This is a genomic window from Streptomyces litmocidini, assembly GCF_014649755.1.
GTDB lineage: Bacteria > Actinomycetota > Actinomycetes > Streptomycetales > Streptomycetaceae > Streptomyces > Streptomyces litmocidini.
Map to the genome: position 1 here is coordinate 168666 of NZ_BMTQ01000003.1, position 19826 is coordinate 188491.

The following is a 19826-nucleotide window of genomic DNA, read 5'->3' on the forward strand; positions in this document are numbered from 1 at the left end:
GCACGCGAGAGGAACAGCAATGAGCAGCACCTACGACGTCCTCGTCCTGGGAGGGTCGGGCGTCGACACGATCGTCTACGTCCCCGAGCTCCCGCTCCCCTACGCCGACAGCTACATGATCCGACCGGGCATCGAGACCCGGGCGGGCCAGACCGGGGACTTCGTGGCCCTCGGCCTCCACGCCCTGGGGCTGCGCACCCACCACGTCGACATGATCGGCGACGACCCGTCCGGGGACCTCGTCCGCGCCTTCCACCGCGACAGGGGCATCGGCTTCACCGAGATCCCCCTGCCGGGCGGCACGAAGCGGGCCGTCAACCTCGTCGACCCGGACGGCCGCAGGCTGTCGCTCTACGACGACACCCGTTCGCGGGAGTCCGACCGCCTCCCCGAGGACCTGGTCCACAAGCTGGCCGCGGCCAGCCGCCACGCCCACGTGTCCATCACCTATCCGTGTGCCTTCGCCCTGCCCCTCCTGCGCGAGGCCGGCCTCACCGTCTCCACGGACCTGCACAACTGGGACGGCGAGAATCCTTACCACGAGGCCTTCGCCTACGCCGCCGACATCGTCTTCGTCTCCACCACCGCCCTGCCGGACCCCGCGTCGACCATGCGCCGCGTCCTGGAGCGGGGCCGGGCCGAGGTCGTCGTCGCCACCGCGGGAGCCGAGGGCTCCTACCTGCTCACCGCCGCCGACGAGGACCCGGTCCACGTCCCGGCCGTCGCCCCGCGCGAACCGGTGGTGGACTCCAACGGCGCGGGCGACGCCTACGCGGCCGGTTTCCTCTTCGCCCGCCTCTCCGGCGAGGACCCCCGGCGGTGCGCCCTCCACGGCGCCGTCGCCGGAGCCTACGCCTGCACCGTACCGGCCACCGGGAGCGACGCCATCGACCGTGCCACGCTGATCGACGAGGTCGCCGCGCTCACCGGCCCCCGGTCCGCCGCGGGGGGCGCCGAGTGACCGCCGACTCCTACGACGTCGTCGTCCTGGGCGGAGGCGTGGCCGGCTGCGTCCTCGCCTCCCGGCTCAGCGAGGACGGCGGGCGCTCCGTGTGCCTCGTCGAGGCGGGGCCCGACTACGGCCCGGACCCGGGCGGCTGGCCTGCCGGGACGCTCGACGCCCGTGCGCTCCCGCGCGAGGACATGTGGGAGCGGAACGTGCCCGTCCATCGGTTCCGCGGCCGTGTGATCGGCGGTTCGTCCTGTGTCAACGGCTGCTGGAACACCTGGGGTTCGACGACGGACCACGACGAGTGGGAGCGTGCGGGCGGTCCTCGATGGGGCTTCGCGGCCATGGAGCCGTACCGCGCCGCGGCCGTGCGCCGCATGGGACTGCGCGAGGTGCCCGACCGCGAGCTGTCCCCGTGGAGCCGGGCCGCCGTCGAGGCCGCCCGGGAACTCGGGCACGGCGAGGTCGACATGGGTCTGCCCGGGTCGCCCGGCTACGGTTTCCCACTGATCAACGCCGTGAACGGCCTCCGCCGGAACGCCTCACTCGCCTATCTCGACGCGGACACCCGCGGGCGGGCGAACCTCACGGTGCTCGGGAACGCCGTGGCCGACCGGATGATCCTGCGCGGCGGGCGGGTGGAGGGGGTCGTCGTGCACGTCGGCGGCGTGCCCCGCACGCTCCGCGCGGGACTGTACGTGGTGGCCGGCGGCGCCTTCGGTTCCCCGGCGCTGCTGATGCGCAGCGGCATCGGCCCCGCCGACCTGCTGCGGGACACCGGCGTCTCCCCGACGGTGGACCTGCCCGGGGTGGGGGCGAACCTGAGCGACCAGCCCGGCGTCTTCCTGCCGCTCGCGCCGACACCGGAGTTGGACGCGGCCCTCGCCGAGAAGGAACGCGAGGGCGAGCTGTACGTCAGCCGGGTCCTCGTCCGCGCGGCGAGCGAGTACGCCGCTGAGGGCGGCTGGGACCTGCACATCCTCCCCTGCGCCGGACCGCCGCTCTTCGGTTCCCTGCCGCCGGGCCGGTACGAGGCGGGGGTGTCGGCCTTCCTCATGAAGCCCCTCTCGCGGGGCCGGGTGCGGCTGCGGTCCACCGACCCGGAGGAGTCGCCCGCGATCGATCCGGCGTTCCTGTCGGACCCGGACGGGCGCGACGTGGCCGTGCTCCGGTCGGGACTCGCGACCGCCCGCCGGTTCGCCGGGTCCGCGGCGCTGAAGGGGCTCGCCGGGCTGTCGGAGGGGACGGCCGCGCACGAACTGCCCGAGGCGGAGCTGCGCGCCCGTCTCGGCACGTACTGGCATCCGGTGGGAACCTGCGCGACGGGGCCCGCGGACGATCCGTCCTCGGTGGTGGACGGCGAGGGCCGGGTGCACGGCGTGACGAACCTGCGGGTGGCGGACGCGTCCGTGCTGCCCACGGTCCCGGCCGCCAACACCCAGCTGCCCGTCCTGGCCGCCGCCGAGATGCTGGCGGCCGCCATGGCCGCCTCGTGACCCGAGGCCGCATCGACCCAGGAGGATCGACGAGCATGACGAAGAGTCCCGCCGCCCGCGGCGGACGACTGGTGTACGGCTGCATGGGGCTCGGCGGCGGCTGGGACGACCTGCCGTACCGGGCCGCCGACGTCGCCCGCGCCGAGGCCGCGGTCGAGGCGGCGCTGGACGCCGGCATCACGGCGTTCGACCACGCGGACATCTACCGGTACGGCAAGTCCGAGGCCGTGTTCGGCGAGGTGCTGTCCCGGGCCCCGGGCTTGCGCGACCGGATCACGCTGCAGACCAAGGTCGGCATCCGGCTCCCGGAGGAGGGCCGGCCGGGCCTGTACGACCTGCGCGGCCCCAGCGTGCTGCGCCGGGTGGAGGAGAGCCTCGCCCGGCTGCGGACCGACGCGGTCGACGTCCTGCTGCTGCACCGGCCCGACCCGCTGGCCGACCCGGAAGAGCTGGCGGGGGCGCTCGCCTCCCTGCACCGGCAGGGCCTGGTGCGCCGGTTCGGCGTGTCCAACATGAACGCCGCCCAGATCGCGCGGCTCCAGTCCTTCCTCGACGTGCCGCTGACCGTCGACCAGTTGGAGATGAGCCTCCACCGCAGGGACTGGGTGGAGGAGGCGGTGCTCGTCAACACCCCGGCGGGCGCCGGGGTCGGCTTCCCCTCGGGCACCGTGGAGTACTGCGGCGAGCGGGGCATCGAGCTCCAGGCCTGGGGCGCGCTCGCCGGCGGGCGTTTCTCCGACCCGCAGGCGGGTCCGGCGGGCGCGCTCGTGGCCCGGCTCGCCGAGGCCAAGGGCACCACCCCGGAGGCCGTGGTGCTGTGGTGGCTCCAGCGTCACCCCGCGGGGATCGTCCCGGTCGTCGGGACCTCCCGGCCGGAGCGGATCCGGGCCTGCCGCGACGCGGTGGGACGGATGCCCGACCTCGGCCACGAGGAGTGGTACGCGCTGTGGACGGCCGCGCGGGGCGCGCCGCTCCCGTGAACCGCCCCCGCCCGGCGCCGCTCCGGCGCCGGGCTTTCCCCCGAGCGCCCCGGCCGTCCCCGGCGCGCCCCCTGGACGGAGAAACACCGTGACCACCACCGCCGCGACCGTGGCGGGCTCCTTCGAGTCGGCCCGGTTCTACATCACCTTCCGCTGCAACTCGTTGTGCGGCTACTGCAACGTCTGGCAGGACGACAAGTTCAAGGGCTACGAGGAACTCACCCTCGAACAGGGCCGCCGGATCCTGGACGAGCTGCACGCGCTCGGCGTCCGCTACGTCGACTTCACCGGCGGGGAGCCGGTGCTCCATCCGCACATCGACGGCATCGTCCAGCACGCGAAGTCCCTCGGCATGACCGTCGAGATCACCAGCAACGGCATACGGTTCGCCCGGCACATCGACGCGATCGTGCCGCACGTCGACACCATGAACGTGTCCCTGGACACGCTGCGGCCCGAACGCTACCGGGCGATCCGGGGCGTGCCGACGCTCGACCGGGCCCTGGACGTGATCCGGGGGATCGTCGCCTCCGGCGCCGGGAACCTGAAGCTGATCTGCGTGGTGACGCGCGAGAACGTGGACGAGGTGCCGGACCTGCTGCGTTTCGCCCAGGAGAACCGGGTGACCGTCTACTTCTCGACCATGTTCGAGTACTTCGACGAGCAGGACACCGTCCGGGACGTGCGCAGGACGGCCCGCAAGCTGAAGCTGGTGGAGCAGAACGGCAGGCCGGTGGCCGGCGGGGGCTCCTGCGGACCGGCCCGCGCCGCGGCGCCCGGCCCCGACGACGCCTGCCTCCCCGATCTGCTGCTGGGTCTGCTGTACGCGCCCTTCTCGCTGATCAACCTGCACTTCCGCAAGTACGTGGAGACGCAGGACCCGAGCGCGCCGACGCAGTGCTACGCCAACAAGCGGATCCTGACGGTCGGCCCCGACGGGCGGCTGGTGCTGCCCTGCTACCACGCCTTCGACAACTCGGTGCCGTGGGGCCGGGGGCTGGCCGACGCGGTGCGGGACGAGGAGTTCGCGCGGGTCAGGGACGAGGAGGTGGGCTTCCGTCCGGAGTGCCGGGGGTGCACGGTCTTCCCTTACGTCGGGCTCTCCTTCAGCTACCGCTTCGACAAGGTCTTCCTCTACCAGGCCCTGTCCGAGGAGATAGCCAAGATCAAGGGCCGGTTCGTCGATCCGCTCCACCCCCGCGTCGCGGTCGCGCCCGAACCGCTGCTCGGCGAGTTCGCCGAACTGGAACGGTTCGTCGACACCCGGCTGCCGGACGCCCGCGAACCATCGGCCGAGGACCACCTCTACCGCTTCGACGTCACGTCCACCGGGCTGCGCAGGGACCTCGTCGCCGGCCGGACGGCCGTCGAGGAGGTCCTCGCCGACCACGTGCGGGAGCAGTGCTGGGAGGTGCAGCGCTCGCCGCACCTCTGGATCCGGCTGGTCTACCGCGAGCTCGTGCCCCTGCTGCGCGGCCTCGCGGAGCGGGGCCCGGTGTCCCGGGAGGCGTACGAGGAGGTCGTGACCGGGCTGTACGGGGTGCAGCTCGCCTGGTGGCGGGCCTACCTCGGGCGGTACTTCCGGGGCAGCGAGGAGCTGTGCACCCGGCAGGCCGACGGTGTGGTCGCCCGGTTCCTGGCGCGGACCGGGGAACTGCTGCCCGTGGCCCCCGAGTCCGCGCGCGTGCGGCAGATCCTGCTCCACGCCGGCTGTGTGCTCGGTCTCCCTGCGGCCGAGCTCGCCCCCCTCGCCTCCCGCGAGCCCTTCGCGGAGGCCGCGCTGCTGGCCAAGCACCTGCTCCTGGTCGCGGCCGACGGGGAACTCGCGGCGTACGCAGCGCTGCTCCCGCCCGACGCGGCCGCCCCGCTCCTCGGGACGACGCCCCCGACGAGCGGGGCGCCAGGGGCCTCGGCCGACGCGCTCGACCGGCTCCTGGACGGAGCCCCGGCCGCCGACGTGCCGTCGGTCGCGGCGCTGATCGACGCGGTGCGCGCCCTGCGCTCCGCGGTGTCGGCCGAGGAGCTGGCCGGACTGCTGCTCGCCCGCGAGCTGCGGGACCCGGCGCTCGTACGGCTCCGTGGCGAGGCCCTGCGTCGTGCCGGTGGTCCGTCGGCCCGCTCGGCGCACCCGCTGGGCTGAACGTCGAGGTGCCGGCGGAACGCACCGTGCCCCCGAGCTCGCGGCTCGGGGGCACGGTGCGTTCCGGTGCGGGTCAGCGCGGGTCCGCGTCGCTCACTCCGGTGGCGGCGAGGAGGGCGCCCGCGGTGTTGCGCTGGGTGGCGACGAGCTGGCCGCGCAGCGCCTCCCGGATCCGGTCGCGGTCGCGGGGGTCGACGGTGAAGGCCTGGGCGTGCGCCAGGTCGGGCCGGGCCGCCCGCTGTTCCTCCGTCAGGGCGGTGGGCAGGAGCCTCAACCAGCGCCCCTCGTCGGTGAGGGCGCCGTCCTCGATCGCGATGCTTCCCGAGGGGCCGTAGACGAGCTGCTGACTGGTGGAGTCGGTCGCCTTGACGTCCCACACGACGGTGGTGGCGTCGAGCCAGGTCGCCTCCGAGCGGGAGAGGTCGAGGTCCGGCGTGGTGCGGATGCTCGGGAGGAGGTAGCCGGTGTCGCCGCCGACGAGCCAGACCTCCTTGCCGTAGGAGCCGAACTCGAGCGAGCGGTCGCCGGGGACGTCCTTCTCGTCGCCCCGGTGGACGATGTAGCTGAGGGAGGTGGCTCCTTCGGCCAGCGGCACCTCGAAGACCGCGCCGAAGGCGTCGGTGCGGACCGGGGCGAGCGGCCGGGACCAGTCGGTGGGGGCGGCGGCGCCGGTCCAGGTGTGCAGCCCCCAGCCGGTGTAGTCGCCGTCCGGCCGGCGGTAGTGGATGACGGCCTTCCTCTCGTCCTGCGGCGGGTAGACCCCGGCGGGGACGGTCTCGGACTGGCCCTCGGCGCCGGCCTCGACCCAGACCTCTCCGGTGCGCCGCAGTTCCACGGTGCGCCGGGGCCCGTCCGTCACGCCGTCCTTCTCGACGGTGTAGGGGACGCCGGCGGTGGCGGGGTCGACCTTGACCCAGGCGAACGCGCCGTAGGCGTCGCGGCCGGTGAACTCGGCGGTGGTGCCGCCGGACACGAGCTTCCAGCCGGTGTAGTCCCCGTCGGGGCGCCGGTAGTGGACGACGGCGTGGTCGCGTGCGAAGGCGCTGGGCCGCGTGGGCGCGGCGGGCTCGCCGGCGGTGGAGGCGGCGCGGTCGCTCGCGACGCGTCCGAGGTCGTCGACGACGACGGCCTTGTACCGCAGGGGGGTGCCCGCGGGGGTGTCGCCGGGCAGGTTCTGGGTGACCTTGTACGGGGCGTGGTCGGCGGAGCCGAGGACGCTCCAGGGGCCGTCGCCGACCTGGGCGGCGAAGACCACGCGGCTCAGTTCTCCGCCCCGGACGTCGGCGGAGAGTTCGACGGTGCCGGTGGCTCCGGCGGCCGGGGCCCTGAGCGTCAGGGCGGGTGCCGTGCGGGGGGTGTCCAGGGGGCGGCCGGCCTCGAGGACGACCGAGGACAGGGCCGGGACGGTGAGCGTGACCTCACGGTCGCCGTCGCTGCGGACCGCCGCGGTGTGTCCGTAGAGCGGGGTGAAGGATGTGCGTGAGGTCCCGGTGCGGAAGGTGACGGTCCGTGGGGCGGTGGCGTTGTTGACCGCGACCAGGTACTCGGTCCGCCGCTTCGGGTCGATCCTGGAGGTCGCGTGGACTCCCGCGGCACGGGTGTCCGCGTACCGCTCGATCTGCACGCCGTCGCGCAGCGCGGGGTGCCGCTTCGTCAGGCGGGAGAGTTCGGCGATGGAGCGGTAGAGCGGGTGGGTGGTGTCGTAGGCGTCGGTGGCGTGGGTGCGGTCGGTGCCGATGAGGTCGTCGTCGAGGTAGTCGGGGACCCGTGAGGCGAAGAGGGTCTGGCGGGCGTCCTTGTCGCCGCCGGCGCCGGTGAAGCCCTGTTCGTCGCCGGCGTAGACGACGGGGTTGCCGCGGGAGAGGAAGAGGATCTCGTCGGCGAGGCGGGCCCGGGCGAGGAGTTCCCGGTCGTCGGCGCCGGGGTTGTCCTTGCGCAGGAAGCCGCCCAGGCGGCCCATGTCGTGGTTGCCGAGGAAGGTGACCTGCTCGTAGGCGTTGGCCTTGTCGGTGGTGTAGCGGTAGTCCTGGGCGAAGACGTCGGCGAGGGAGGAGGCGGGGCGGCCGAGGGACACGACGTCGCGGACGGCCTGCTGGAGCGGGAAGTCGAGGGTGGAGTCGAGTCGTCCCCGGGTGACGTACGGGGCGGTGACCGCGGGGTCGGAGGAGAGGACCTCGCCGAAGACGAGGAAGTCCTTCCGTCCGTGCTCGGCGGCGTAGGCGTCCAGGGCGGTGGCCCACTGGGTCCAGAACTCCATGTCGACGTTCTTGACGGTGTCGACGCGGAAGCCGTCGACGGCGAAGTCCCCGACCCACCGCTCGTAGATCTCGGCGAGTCCGCGCACGACCTCGGGGCGCTCGGTCCACAGGTCGTCGAGACCGGTGTGGTCGCCGTAGAGGCCGCTCTCGCCGACGAAGGTGGAGTCGCCCCGGTTGTGGTACATCGTGGGGTCGTTGAGCCAGGCGGGCTTCTTGACGTTCCGCTCCGCGGGAGCGGTGACGGGCGTGTACGGGAGGCCGTCGGCGTCCACGGGGGCGGCGGTCTTCGTGTCGTCGAAGGGCCGGCCGGTGCTGTCCAGGTAGGGGTAGGCGCCCTTGCTGCGGTAGGCGTACCGGTTCTCGCCCGAGCGGATGACGTCGGCGGTGTGGTTGGTGATGACGTCGAAGAAGACCTTCATGCCCTTGGCGTGGGCGGCGGCGATCAGCCTCTTCAGGTCGTCGTTGGTCCCGAAGTGGGGGTCGACCTGGGTGAAGTCGGTGATCCAGTAGCCGTGGTAGCCGGCGGAGGCGTCCTTGCCGGTGCCCTGGACGGGCTTGTTCTTGAAGATCGGCGCCATCCAGATGGCGGTGGTGCCCAGGCCCTTGATGTAGTCGAGCCGCTCGGTCAGGCCCTTGAGGTCGCCGCCCTGGTAGAAGCCCTTGTCGGTGGGGTCGAAGCCGGTCTCCAGACGGCCGCCGGTGAGGCCGCCCCGGTCGTTGGCGGTGTCGCCGTTGGCGAAGCGGTCGGGCAGGACGAAGTAGAACTGCTCGCGGGTGAGGTCGTGGCGGGCGGGCTGGGCGGCGAGGGTCCGGTCGGAGGGCGGGGCGGGGGTCCGGTGGCCGGTCGCCGCCGGTGCGGGGGCGGCGACGGCCGTCGCCATCAGCGCGACGGCGGTGGCGAGGGCGACGCGTGCTCCGGAGCGTGCGGGGGCGGGCGCGGTGCGCGGTGCGGCGGGAGCGGATGTGGGGGTGGCTGGCTCGTGCACGTCTGGGTCCCTTCCAGATGGGCGGTTCAGTGGGTGGGCTGTTGGACGCCGGTCGCGCCCAGGAGGGCGCCGTCGGCGGCCCGCTGGGTGGCGATCAGCTGTCCTCGTCGCGCCTCGGCGGCTCGGTCGAGGTCGCGGGGATCGAGGGCGAAGGCCGACCAGCCCTCGTACCGGGGGTGGCGTGCTCGCTGGTCGGCGGTGAGGGTGGTGGGGAGGAGGCGCAGCCACCGGCCCTCGTCGGAGAGGGCCCCGTCGGCGAGCGTGATGCCTCCGGGGGCGTAGACGAGTTGCTGGCTGGCGACTCCGGTGCCGGTGCCGCGCCAGACGACGGTGGTGTCGTCGAGCCAGACGGCGTCGCTGCGGCTCAGGTCGAGCGGGAAGGCCCCGCCGAGGGAGGGCGACAGGGGGACGGGGTCGCCGGCGAGGCGCCAGACCTCGCGGCCGTGGAGGCGGAAGTCGAGGACTTCGTCGGTGGGGACGTCCTTCTCCTCCTTCCTGTGGAGGATGTAGCTCAGGGAGCCGGCCCTCTCGCCGAGGGGCACCTCGAAGACGAGGCCGAAGGCGTCGCGGCGCGCGGGCCGGATCGGATCGTTCCATTCGGGCGGGTGCGCGGCTCCGGTCCAGGCGTGCAGTCCCCAGCCGTCGTAGTCGCCGTCGGGCCGGTGGTAGTGGATCACGGCCCTGGTCGGGTCCTGGGGGGCTTCGGCGGCGGCGGGGCGGACGGCGTCGACCAGGGTGGTGCCCTGGTGGGTCCAGATCTCGCCGGCGGCGGTGACGTCGAGGACGCGTGCGGGGCCGTCGGGCACGCCGTCCTTCTCCACGGTGAAGGAGAGGCTCGTCATTCCCTCGGGCGGGGTCACCCACGCGAAGGCGCCGTACGCGTCCCGGCCGGCGAACTCCGCGGTGACGGAACCGGCGCGCAGCCGCAGGCCGTCGTGGTCGCCGTCGGACCGCCGGTAGTGCACGACGATGTGCCGGTGCTCCGCCTTCGGTTTGGCCGGGGGCGGGTTCTCGCCGGTCGTGGTGGTGCCGAGGGCGGCGGCGGTGCGGCCGGAGCCGTCCACGACGACGGCCTTGTAGCGGACCGTCGTGCCGGCGGGCACGGTGGCGGGCAGTTGCTGGGTGACCTTGTACGGGGCGTGGTCGGCGGAGCCGAGGACCTGCCAGGGTCCGTCGCCGACCTGGGCGGCGAAGACCACCCGGCTGAGGGGGTCTCCGGAGACGGCCGCGTCGATCTCCACGGTGCCGCGGGCTCCGGCCGGGGGGACGGAGAGGGTGAGGGAGGGCGCGGCCGCGCTGCGGGGAAGCGGGGTGCGGGCCCTGAGGACGACGGTCGACAGGGCGGGCACGGTGACGGTCACGTCGCCCGCGGGTCCGCTGCGCAGGGGGCGGCGGGTGCCGTACAGAGGGAGGAGGTCCTGGTGCGGAGCGCCGGTGGGGACCTCGGCGGTGCGGGGTTCCTCGGCGTTGTTGACGGCGACGAGGTACTCGGTGCGGTCCCGGGGGTCGACGCGGGAGAAGGCGTAGACGCCCTGTCCGTCGGCGACGTGGCGCTCGATCTGGACGCCGTCGCGCAGCGCGGGGTGCCGCTTCGTCAGGCGGGAGAGTGCGGCGATCGTCCGGTAGAGGGGGTGGCTCGGTTCGAAGGCGTCGGTGGCGTGGGTGCGGTCGGTGCCGATGAGGTCGTCGTCGAGGTAGTCGGGGACCCGTGAGGCGAAGAGGGTCTGGCGGGCGTCGGCGTCGCCGCCGGCGCCGGTGAAGCCCTGTTCGTCGCCGGCGTAGACGACCGGGTTGCCGCGGCTCAGGAGGAGCAGTTCGTGGGCGAGCCGGTCGCGGCGGAGCAGTTCGGCGTCGGTGGCGCCGGGGTTGTCCTGGGTGAGAAAGGCGCCGATCCGGCCCATGTCGTGGCTGCCGAGGAAGGTGACCTGCTCGTAGGCGTTGGCCTTGTCGGTGGTGTAGCGGTGGTCCTGGGCGAGGACGTGCGCGAGGTCTCCGGCGGGTCCGCCGCGCGAGACGTAGTTGCGCAGGGCGGCCTGGAGGGGGAAGTCGAGCGTGGAGTCGAGGCGTCCCTGGGTGACGTAGGGGGCGGTGATCGTCGCGTCGGCCGAGAAGGCCTCGGCGAACATGAAGAAGTCCTCGCGTCCCCGTGCCGCGGCGTAGGCGTCGAGCGCGGTGGCCCACCGGGTCCAGAAGTCCATGTCGACGTTCTTGGCGGTGTCGACGCGGAAGCCGTCGATGGCGAAGTCCTCGACCCACTTCTCGTAGATCCGCTTCATGCCCTCGACGACCTCGGGGCGTTCGGTCCACAGGTCGTCGTGGCCGAAGAAGTCCCCGTCGAGGCCGCTCTCGCCGACGAAGGTGGAGTCGCCCCGGTTGTGGTACATTGTGGGGTCGTTGAGCCAGGCCGGGACCTTGACCGGTTTCGTGACGACCGGGGTGTACGGGAAGGAGTCGGCGTCGACCCGGGGGGTCTCGGCGGTGTCGTCGAAGGGGCGGCCGGTGCTGTCGAGGTAGGGGAACGCGCCCTTGGGGCGGTAGCCGTACTCCTTCTCGGCGTAGTCGACGGTGTCGGCCGTGTGGTTGGTGATGACGTCGAAGAAGACCTTCATGCCCCTGGCGTGGGCGGCGGCGATCAGCTTCCTGAGGTCGTCGTTGGTGCCGAAGTGCGGGTCGACCCGGGTGAAGTCGGTGATCCAGTAGCCGTGGTAGCCGGCCGTGGCGTCCTTCGCGTCCCCCCTGATCTGGACGGGGATGTTGGTGAAGACGGGGGCCATCCACAGGGCGGTGGTGCCGAGGCCCTTGATGTAGTCGAGCCGCTCGGTCAGGCCCTTGAGGTCGCCGCCCTGGAAGAACTTCTTGTCCGTGGGGTCGAAACCGGTCTCCAGACGGCCGCCGGTGAGGCCGCCCCGGTCGTTGGCGGTGTCGCCGTTGGCGAAGCGGTCGGGCAGGGCCAGGTAGAACTGCTCGCGGGTGAGGTCGTGGCGGGCGGGCTGGGCGGCGAGCGCCCGGTCCGACGGCGGCGGAGCCGGCGAGGGTGCCGGTGTCGTGGACGCCGTCGACGGGGTGCCGGTGAGGGCCGTCGCCAGGAGGGCGGTCGCCAGGGTCATGGCGGAGCGCCGGAGAGGTCCGGTCACGGGTGTGCTGCTCCTCGGGAGCGTGGAGGGGTCTGTGTGCGGAAGGGGCGGCCGGGCAAGGCTCGGCCCGGCCCGGCCCGGCCCGGCCCCGGGAGGGGACAGGCGGCCCGGCGGGGCGCCGGCCCGGTCTCAGCGGCGGGCGGCCCCGACGGCGGGGCGTCCGCCGGGCGTCCGCGGGCGCCGGTCCGCGTACCAGCGGACCGTGTCGGCGAGGGCCGTGGCGAAGTCGGCGCGGGGCTCGTAGCCCAGTTCCCGCCGGATGCGGGTGTCGTCCACCGCGTACCGCTGGTCGTGGCCCTTGCGGTCCGTCACCCGGACGATCCGGTCGGGTCCGGCACCGCAGAGACCGAGGAGGTGGCGGGTCAGGTCCAGGTTGGTCAGGGAGGTCCCGCCGCCGATGTTGTAGGTCCGGCCGGGGCGCCCGCCGTTCCTGACCAGTTCGACGGCGGTGACGTGGTCCTCCACGTGGAGCCAGTCCCGGATCTGGGAGCCGTCGCCGTACAGGGGCACGTCCTGGCCGGCCAGGAGGGCGGTCACGAAGCGCGGGATCAGCTTCTCGGGGTGCTGGCGCGGTCCGAAGTTGTTGGAGCAGCGGGTGATCCGGACGTCCAGGCCGTGGGTCGCGTGGTAGGCGAGTGCCATCAGGTCCGCGGCGGCCTTGGAGGCGGAGTAGGGCGAGCTGGGCCGGAGCGGGGCGTCCTCCGTGGCCGCGCCCGCGGCGATCGAGCCGTACACCTCGTCGGTGGAGATCTGGACGTAGGTCCGCACCCCGTGCCGGACGGCCGCGTCCAGGAGGGTCTGTGTGCCCAGGACGTTGGTGCGGACGAAGAGCGAGCCGTCCTCGATCGACCGGTCGACGTGGGACTCGGCCGCGAAGTGCACGATCTCGTCGTGTCCGGGCACGATCCGGTCGACGAGTTCCGCGTCGGCGACGCTGCCGTGGACGAATCGGAAGAGCCGGTGGTCGCGCACCGGGTCCAGATGGGCGGGGCCGGCCGCGTAGGTCAGGTCGTCGAGGACGGTCACGGAGACCTCCGGCGGCCCGTCGGGGCCGAGGAGGCGCAGGACGTGGGCCGAGCCGATGAATCCGGCGCCGCCGGTGACGAGTATGCGTCGGGTCATGGGTGGAGTTGCACCTTGCTGTGGTCGCCGAGGACGAGGCGGTGGGCGTAGGGGAATCGGGGGGCCGCCACGACGGCGTCACGGCCGATGAAGGAGCGCTCGATGCGGCCGGCGCACTCGACGTCCGCACCGTCGAGGAGGACCGAGGCCTCGATCGAGCTGTCGTGGACGCGGCAGTTGGCGCCGATCGAGGTGTAGGGGCCGATGACGGCGTTGCTGATGACGCTGCCCGGGCCGATGACGACGGGGCCGGTGATCCGCGACCCCCGGACCACGGCGCCCTCGCCGAGGACGACGCGGCCCACGACGGCGCTGTCGGTGTCCACCTTTCCGTCGAGTCGCCCGCGCAGACCGTCCAGGACGTGGCGGTTCACCTCCAGCATGTCGTCGACGCTGCCGGTGTCGCGCCACACGGAGGTCGTCTCCTCGGCGCGGACGTCCTGCCCGTCGTCGATCAGCCACTGGACCGCGTGGGTGATCTCCAGTTCGCCCCGGGGGGACGGGCGGATCGCACCCACCGCCTCGTGGACTGCGGGGCTGAAGGCGTAGACGCCGATGAGGGCGAGGTCGCTGCGCGGGTGGGCGGGTTTCTCCTCCACCCGTGTCACGCGGCCGGTCGCCTCGACCTCCGCCACGCCGAAGGCGCTGGGGTCGGGGACGGAGGTGACGAGCAGTCGGGCGGCGGCGGGCTGGAGCGCCGCGTGGGCGATGAAGTCCCGTACGCCGTCCTGGAGGTAGTTGTCGCCCAGGTAGACGAGGAAGTCGTCGTCGGCGAGGAAGTCGCGGGCGACGGACACCGCGTGGGCGAGGCCGAGCGGGCGGCTCTGCGGGATGTACGTGACGTCGAGTCCGAAGGCGGGGCCACCGTCACCGACGGCCCGCCGGATGTCGTCCGCGTAGTCGCCCACGACGAGGCCCACCTCGCTGATGCCGGCTTCCGCGATGGCCTCCAGGCCGTAGAAGAGCACCGGTTTGTTGGCGATCGGCAGGAGTTGTTTGGTCCCGGAGTGGGTGAAGGGGCGCAGTCGGCTGCCGGTTCCGCCGGCCAGGACCAGGGCTTTCACATCGGCTGCCTTCGGTGGGGTGCGGCCTGGCGGTGTCTGTGCACGGTCCCTCCTCGCTCTCGAGGCACTTGTCGGCGGTCGCACCGGCGACTCAAGCAGAGCCGCGCCATGAACTGCAAGCCATGTCTGAAACTTTCTGAAATCTCTTGCTAGCCATCGCCCGAGGGTGTTTGACTCGCACATCGGAACGATCAACTGACTTTCGACGTACTTCAGTTCGTCCGACCCATGGGGGCATCGGTGGCAGGACACCAGCAAGAGATGCTGGTCAGAGAGGCACGGCATCTGGCCCCTGGCGCCTCGGAGGAGGCGGCACTCGCCAGGCGCGTCTTCGCCGAAGGACGCGGGGCCGTCCTCACGGACCTCGACGGCAACCAGTACCTGGATTTCGCCGCCGGCACGCTCACCCAGTCGCTGGGGCACGGCCACCCGGAGGTCGTCGCGGCACTGACCCGCCAGGCCGGGCGGCTGTGGAACGTGCACGACAGCTCCACTCCCGAACGGGCCGCCTTCTTCGAGCTGTTGGCGCGCCTGCTGCCCGAACACCTCGACACGTACGCGCTGTTCTCCACCGGCGCCGAGGTGGTGGAGGCCGCGCTCCGGGTCGTCCAGTCCACGGCCGAACCGGGCCGCAACCGCGTCGGCGCGCTGCGGCACGGTTTCCACGGCAAGACCATGGGCGCCCGGATGCTGGTCCACTGGGACGTCGGACACCAGTCCTTCGCCGGGAACAGCGTCCTCGGCTACGCGCCGTACTGCTACCGCTGCCCGCTGGAACTGGAGTACCCCACCTGCGGCGTCCGGTGCGCCGCCCTCGTCGAGCGGCACATCGCGTCGAAGCCGAACGTCTCCGCCCTGGTCTTCGAGCCGGTGCTCGGCGCCGCGGGAGTCATCGTGCCGCCCCCCGGCTACTGGGAGCGCGTCTCGGAGGCCTGCCGTGACAACGGCGTCCTCCTCGTCGCCGACGAGGTGGCGACCGGTGGCGGCCGGACGGGGGCCTTCCTCGCCTCCGAGCTGCTGGGCGTGGAGCCGGACCTCGTGGCGATGTCGAAGGGGATGGCGAACGGCTTCCCCTTCGCCGTCCTCGCGGGACGGCACGACCTGCTGCACTCCCCCGCGGCCGCCCCGCCGGGCGCCTACGCCTCCACCTACGCCGGGAATCCGCTGGGCATCGCCGCCGCGCGGGCGACGCTCGAGGTGGTGGAGCGCGACCGGCTCATCGACCGGGTCCGGGTGCTGGGCGACCGGCTGGGCGAGCAGCTCGCCTCCCTGCACGCCCGGTTCGACGCGGTCGGGGAGGTCCGGGGCGTCGGACTGCTGCACGGCCTCGAGTTCGTCCGGGACCGTGCCACCCGCGCCCCCGCCCCCGAGACCGCCCGCGCCGTGTACACCACCGCTCTCGAACTGGGGCTCCGCACCTCGGTCGGCGGCCACATCATCCGGCTCGCACCCCCCTTCACCCTGGACGAGGCGCTCCTCGACGAAGGCGTACGGATCCTCGGACAGGCCATCGAACGGGTGGTGAACGCGTGATCGTCGCCGAACGGCTCACCAAGGACTTCCGCGTCGCCGAGCGACGGCCGGGCCTCCTCGGCAGCCTCTCCACCCTCCTCACCCGGGAACACCGGACCGTGCGCGCCGTGGACGGCATCTCCTTCCACCTCCGCGCCGGCTCCAAGACCGCGTACATCGGTGCCAACGGGGCCGGCAAGTCGACCACGATCAAGATGCTCACCGGCATCATGACCCCCAGCTCCGGCCGGTGCCTGGTGAACGGCGTCGAGCCCTACCGGCAGCGTCGGGACAACGCCCGTTCGATCGGTGTGGTCTTCGGGCAGCGCAGCCAGTTGTGGTGGGACCTCTCCGTGCCGGACTCCTTCCAGATCCTGCGCAGGATCTATGCGGTACCGGACGCGGTGTACGAGCGGAACCTGGCGCTCTACCGCGAGCTCCTCGACATCGACGCCCTGGGGACCACCCCGGTACGGCAGTTGAGCCTCGGGCAGCGGATGCGGGCCGAGATCGCGGCGAGCCTGCTGCACGACCCGAAGGTCGTCTTCTGGGACGAGCCCACGATCGGCCTGGACATGGTGCTCAAGGAGGCCGTCCGCGCCCTCGTCAACCGCGCCAACGCCGAACTGGGCACGACCGTGCTGCTCACCAGCCACGACCTCTCCGACATCTCCGCCATCTGCGACGACGCGCTCGTCGTGGACGGCGGCAGGGTCGTGCACGAGGGAACGCTCCACGAACTGCTGCGCCGCGCCGACCGCCGGTCGGTCGTCTTCGACCACCGCGGCGGTCCCGGCGTGGCGGACGCCGTGCTCCGGATCGAGACGGGACTCCCCGGTGCCACGGCGGGCCTCACGGGCGAGGGACGGATCCGGGTCGACTACCCGGCGGAGGCCTTCACCTCCCGGCACGTCCTCGGCTTCCTGCTGGACCACTTCGAGCTCGCCGACTGCTACGCCCCCGAACCCGACCTGGAGACCGTGCTCCGCCAGACCTACCGGAGTGGCGTGCCCGCCGCGCGGGACGGCGGTGCCGGGTGAGGGCCCCCGTGCGCGCCGGCACCTACGTGCCCTTCGTCACCAGCGGGCTGCAGTCCCTGCTGCAGTACCGATCCACCTTCCTGATCACCGGCGTCACCGCCGCGGCGGGGGCCGCCGTCACCGTCTTCCTGTGGCGGGCGGTCTACGCCGGTTCCACGGGCCCCGGGCCCGGCGGCTTCACCCCGGCGGGCGTCACCACCTACCTGGTGGTCGCCCAGGTCCTGGCCGTGGTGCACGCGAACCGGGTCGACGACGAGGTCGCGGCCGAGGTCTACCGCGGCGACATCGCGGTGATGCTCGTGCGCCCCGTGAGCTATCCCCTGGTCCGCTTCGCCGCCTGTCTCCCCGTGATCGCCGCCAACGCGCTCCTCGTGGGCGTCCCGCTGCTCGCGCTCTTCGCCGTCCTCGTCCCGCTGACCGTCCCCACCCCGGTGGACGCGGCGCTCTTCGTCCTGTCCACCGCGTTCTCGACGGTCATCGCCTTCTGCGTGAACCTGCTGACCGGCATGGCCGGGTTCGTCACCACCAACACCTGGGGCGTCCGCATGGTCAAGCAGGGGATCGTCTCGTTCTTCGCGGGGCAGATGGTCCCCCTGGCCCTGCTCCCCGGCCCCCTGCACGCCCTGGCGATGGTCCTGCCCTTCCGCGCCATGGCGGACGGCCCCCTCACCCTGCTGCTCGGCCGGTACGAGGGGGTCGGCGGGGCGTCCGCCGTCCTCGGCCACCAGCTCGGCTGGGCCGTGGGCCTGGTGCTGCTGTGCGCCGTTCTGTGGCGTGCCGCGGCGAGCCGGCTGGAGGTGCTGGGCGGATGAACCGGACCCTCGGCGGCCATCTGCGCCTGGCCTTCTTCCTCGGCGGCGTGGGCCTGCACCGGCTCACCGCGTACCGTCTCGACTTCCTCCTCGGCTCCGGGGCCTTCCTCGTCCGGGTGGGGCTCCAGACCCTGGCGGTGGGCGTGGTCTTCACCCACGTCCCGGCCGTCGCCGGCTGGTCCTACCACCAGGTGCTGTTCCTGCTCGGCTGCTCCCTGCTGCCGCGCGGGCTCGACCACCTCTTCACCGACCAGCTGTGGGAGCTGAGCCGCAAGCTGATCCAGCGGGGCGAGTTCTACCGCTACCTGATCCGCCCGGTGAACCCCCTCTTCTCGCTCCTGTCGGAACGCTTCTTCCACCCGGACGGCTTCGGCGAACTGGCCGTCGGCGCCGTCCTGGTGCTCTGGTCCGGAGCCGAGCTGGGCCTCGACCCCACCGCCCTGCAATGGGCTCTCGTGGTGCCGCTGGTCCTCTGCGGAGCGCTCGTCCACGCCGCCGTGAAGCTCTTCTTCGCGTCCCTCTCGTTCTGGACGGTGACGAGCATGCCGGCGATGCAGGCGGCCACCCAGGTGTCCGAGTTCGCCGGCTATCCGCTCGACCTGTACCACCCGTCGCTGCGGACGCTCCTCACCTGGGTGCTGCCCTTCGCCTTCACGTCCTACGCGCCGGCCGTCTACCTGCTGCACGGCTCCACCGGACTGGTCCGGTGGCTTCCGGTCGTGACCGGCCTTTCCCTGCTCGCCGCGCTGTCGCTCTGGCGGCGTGGCCTTTCCCGATACGAGATGACCGGGAGTTGACGAACTGCGTGACCAGCGACACCCAGCTCCATGAACTGCTGCGCGGCGCGGACTGGCCACCGGAGGACGTCCGCCGGGCCGACCGCTACGCGCCGATCGACGAGGCCCCCCTCGGCTCCGGCACCACGCTGTGCGTCGTGTCCGTCGTCGGCGGCCCGGCGCACGGCAGGCTCCTCCTCGTCCCCGCCCGCGCGGACGGCTCGGGCCGTCTGGTGGACGCCCAGGGCTCCGAGGACTTCGATCTCGCCTGTGTGCGGCTGATGACGGCCGGAGGCCGGATCCGCACCGCCCGCGGCGGTCACGTCGACTTCCGCGGCGGAGCCGCGGCCCGCGCGGTCTCCCCGCTCCCCTTCGCACAGGGCCGGTCCTCGAACTCGCTCTCGCTCCTCGACATCGACGGCCGCCCCCACCTCCACAAGACCTACCGCTCCCTCGGTGCCGAGGTGCGGGAGCCCGAACTGCTGCGTCTGATGGACGGCAGCGCCCACACGCCCCGCTGGTTCGGCGACTACGGCTACGTGCCCCCGGGCGGGACGGAGCGACTGGCGCTCGGGGTGGTCTACACGTACACGCCGGGCAGTGGGATCGACGCCCCGCTGCGCGCGAACCTGCGCGCGCTCTGGCCCGGGCTGACGGACGGCCCGACGGGCGTCCGGGAGTCCGCCCCGTCCGACGGCGCCGACGGTCCCACGAACCTGGACGCCCTCGTCCGGAAGCACCTCGCTCCCCTCGCCGCCCCGCTCCGCGCGGCCCGCTCGTTCCTCGGCGGGTTCCACGAAGAACTGCGCGTGCGCCTCGGCCGGGGGACTCCCCCGCCGGACTACCCCGTCGAGCGCGCCCTCCGCGCCGCCGAGGAGCGGTGCCGGGCGCTCGCGGAGCGGGCCGGCCGTGAGGCGGGGCTCCCCGCGGCCGCGCTGGACTCCGCCTTCGACTCCCTGGCCCGGGAGATCGCGCTGCTGCGGAAGGAGTTCGACGCGTCCGGCGCGCACCCCTCGGGGCCCTGCCACGGCGACCTCCACCTGTCGCACCTGCTGGGGGACCCGCCCGGGCTCATCGACATCTCCACTCCCGGCACGGGCCCGGACTCCCCGGGCTGGGCCGAGCAGTCTCCGCTGCAGGACCTGGTCGCGCTGGGACGCGCCCTGGAGTACTTCGCCGCCGACGAGGCCGCGTACGAGAGCGCCCGGCTCCTGGGCGTCGACGCGACGGAGACGATGCTCGCCTCGCTCGACGGCGGTGCCGGCCTGCCGCCGCGCGAACGGTCCGTGCTCCTGCTCGTGTTCGGGGCGGCGGACGCGTGGCGCCGGCACGTCGCCGGTCTGCTGCTCGCGCCCCCCGGACCCGACGGGGACCGTGCCGGACCCGGCGCCCCCGACGAGCCGTTGCGACGGTTGCTCTACCTGCGCCGCCTCCTGCACGAACTCGACCACAACTTCGCGCACGCCCGGCCCTACCACGCCGCGATCGACCTGCGTCACGCCATGGCGCTCGGTCTCCCCTCCCCGCTCGCCCGCACCCTGACCACGAGGACCTGAC

11 protein-coding genes and 2 pseudogenes are annotated in these 19826 nt (G+C 73.2%); 9 read left to right on the forward strand and 4 right to left on the reverse strand.

Annotation, left to right across the window (positions count from 1 at the left end):
• The first annotated feature begins 19 nt into the window (after positions 1-19).
• The 4 genes from IE180_RS07330 (at position 20) to IE180_RS07345 (ending at position 5565) form a co-directional block, all read left to right on the forward strand.
• Positions 20-961, forward strand: coding sequence for an adenosine kinase (locus tag IE180_RS07330; RefSeq protein ID WP_190155957.1), 942 nt, complete (start codon positions 20-22; stop codon positions 959-961).
• The gene (locus IE180_RS07335; protein WP_190155958.1) at positions 958-2445 is read left to right on the forward strand and encodes a GMC family oxidoreductase; all 1488 of its coding nucleotides are present in this window, start codon (positions 958-960) and stop codon (positions 2443-2445) included. The genes IE180_RS07330 and IE180_RS07335 overlap by 4 nt, the downstream gene beginning before the upstream one ends.
• Positions 2446-2480: 35 nt before the next feature.
• Positions 2481-3425 (forward strand): aldo/keto reductase, encoded by a 945-nt coding sequence (locus tag IE180_RS07340; RefSeq protein WP_229860351.1) that lies wholly within the window; start codon positions 2481-2483, stop codon positions 3423-3425.
• A gap of 88 nt (positions 3426-3513) precedes the next feature.
• The gene (locus tag IE180_RS07345) at positions 3514-5565 is read left to right on the forward strand and encodes a radical SAM protein (protein WP_190155959.1); all 2052 of its coding nucleotides are present in this window, start codon (positions 3514-3516) and stop codon (positions 5563-5565) included.
• A gap of 85 nt (positions 5566-5650) precedes the next feature.
• Here IE180_RS07345 and IE180_RS07350 read toward each other — a convergent pair.
• The 4 genes and pseudogenes from IE180_RS07350 to IE180_RS07365 all read right to left on the reverse strand — a co-directional run.
• A pseudogene (locus tag IE180_RS07350) lies at positions 5651-8704 on the reverse strand (alpha-amylase family glycosyl hydrolase); the annotation flags it as partial.
• Between the two features lie 146 nt (positions 8705-8850).
• Positions 8851-11916 (reverse strand): annotated as a pseudogene (locus tag IE180_RS07355) (alpha-amylase family glycosyl hydrolase); the annotation flags it as partial.
• Positions 11917-12072: 156 nt separating this feature from the next.
• Positions 12073-13065, reverse strand: coding sequence for a dTDP-glucose 4,6-dehydratase (rfbB, locus tag IE180_RS07360; RefSeq protein WP_190155960.1), 993 nt, complete (start codon positions 13063-13065; stop codon positions 12073-12075).
• Positions 13062-14129, reverse strand: coding sequence for a glucose-1-phosphate thymidylyltransferase (locus tag IE180_RS07365; protein ID WP_190155961.1), 1068 nt, complete (start codon positions 14127-14129; stop codon positions 13062-13064). The genes rfbB and IE180_RS07365 overlap by 4 nt, the downstream gene beginning before the upstream one ends.
• A gap of 261 nt (positions 14130-14390) precedes the next feature.
• On the opposite strand from IE180_RS07365, the gene IE180_RS07370 reads away from it, so the two are divergent.
• Genes IE180_RS07370 through IE180_RS07390 form a run of 5 tightly spaced genes read left to right on the forward strand, consistent with a single transcriptional unit; the run spans position 14391 to position 19825 of the window.
• Positions 14391-15662: an aspartate aminotransferase family protein gene (locus IE180_RS07370; protein ID WP_229860352.1), complete on the forward strand. Its 1272-nt coding sequence runs from the start codon at positions 14391-14393 to the stop codon at positions 15660-15662.
• Positions 15659-16681: an ABC transporter ATP-binding protein gene (locus IE180_RS07375; protein WP_190155963.1), complete on the forward strand. Its 1023-nt coding sequence runs from the start codon at positions 15659-15661 to the stop codon at positions 16679-16681. The genes IE180_RS07370 and IE180_RS07375 overlap by 4 nt, the downstream gene beginning before the upstream one ends.
• Positions 16682-16689: 8 nt before the next feature.
• Complete coding sequence (locus IE180_RS07380) at positions 16690-17493, forward strand: ABC transporter permease (RefSeq protein ID WP_229860353.1); 804 nt, start codon at positions 16690-16692, stop codon at positions 17491-17493.
• Positions 17490-18290, forward strand: a complete 801-nt coding sequence (locus IE180_RS07385; protein ID WP_190155965.1) for an ABC transporter permease — start codon at positions 17490-17492, stop codon at positions 18288-18290. The genes IE180_RS07380 and IE180_RS07385 overlap by 4 nt, the downstream gene beginning before the upstream one ends.
• 8 nt (positions 18291-18298) lie before the next feature.
• Positions 18299-19825 (forward strand): hypothetical protein, encoded by a 1527-nt coding sequence (locus IE180_RS07390; protein ID WP_190155966.1) that lies wholly within the window; start codon positions 18299-18301, stop codon positions 19823-19825.
• Position 19826 lies beyond the last annotated feature (1 nt).

Bases quoted from the DNA above. Each gene is read 5' to 3' on its own strand.
- IE180_RS07385 (WP_190155965.1), top strand. From the start codon at position 17,490: ATGAACCGGACCCTCGGCGGCCATCTGCGCCTGGCCTTCTTCCTCGGC.
- IE180_RS07340 (WP_229860351.1), top strand. From the start codon at position 2,481: ATGACGAAGAGTCCCGCCGCCCGCGGCGGACGACTGGTGTACGGCTGC.
- IE180_RS07370 (WP_229860352.1), top strand. From the start codon at position 14,391: ATGCTGGTCAGAGAGGCACGGCATCTGGCCCCTGGCGCCTCGGAGGAG.
- IE180_RS07330 (WP_190155957.1), top strand. From the start codon at position 20: ATGAGCAGCACCTACGACGTCCTCGTCCTGGGAGGGTCGGGCGTCGAC.
- rfbB (WP_190155960.1), bottom strand. From the start codon at position 13,065: ATGACCCGACGCATACTCGTCACCGGCGGCGCCGGATTCATCGGCTCG.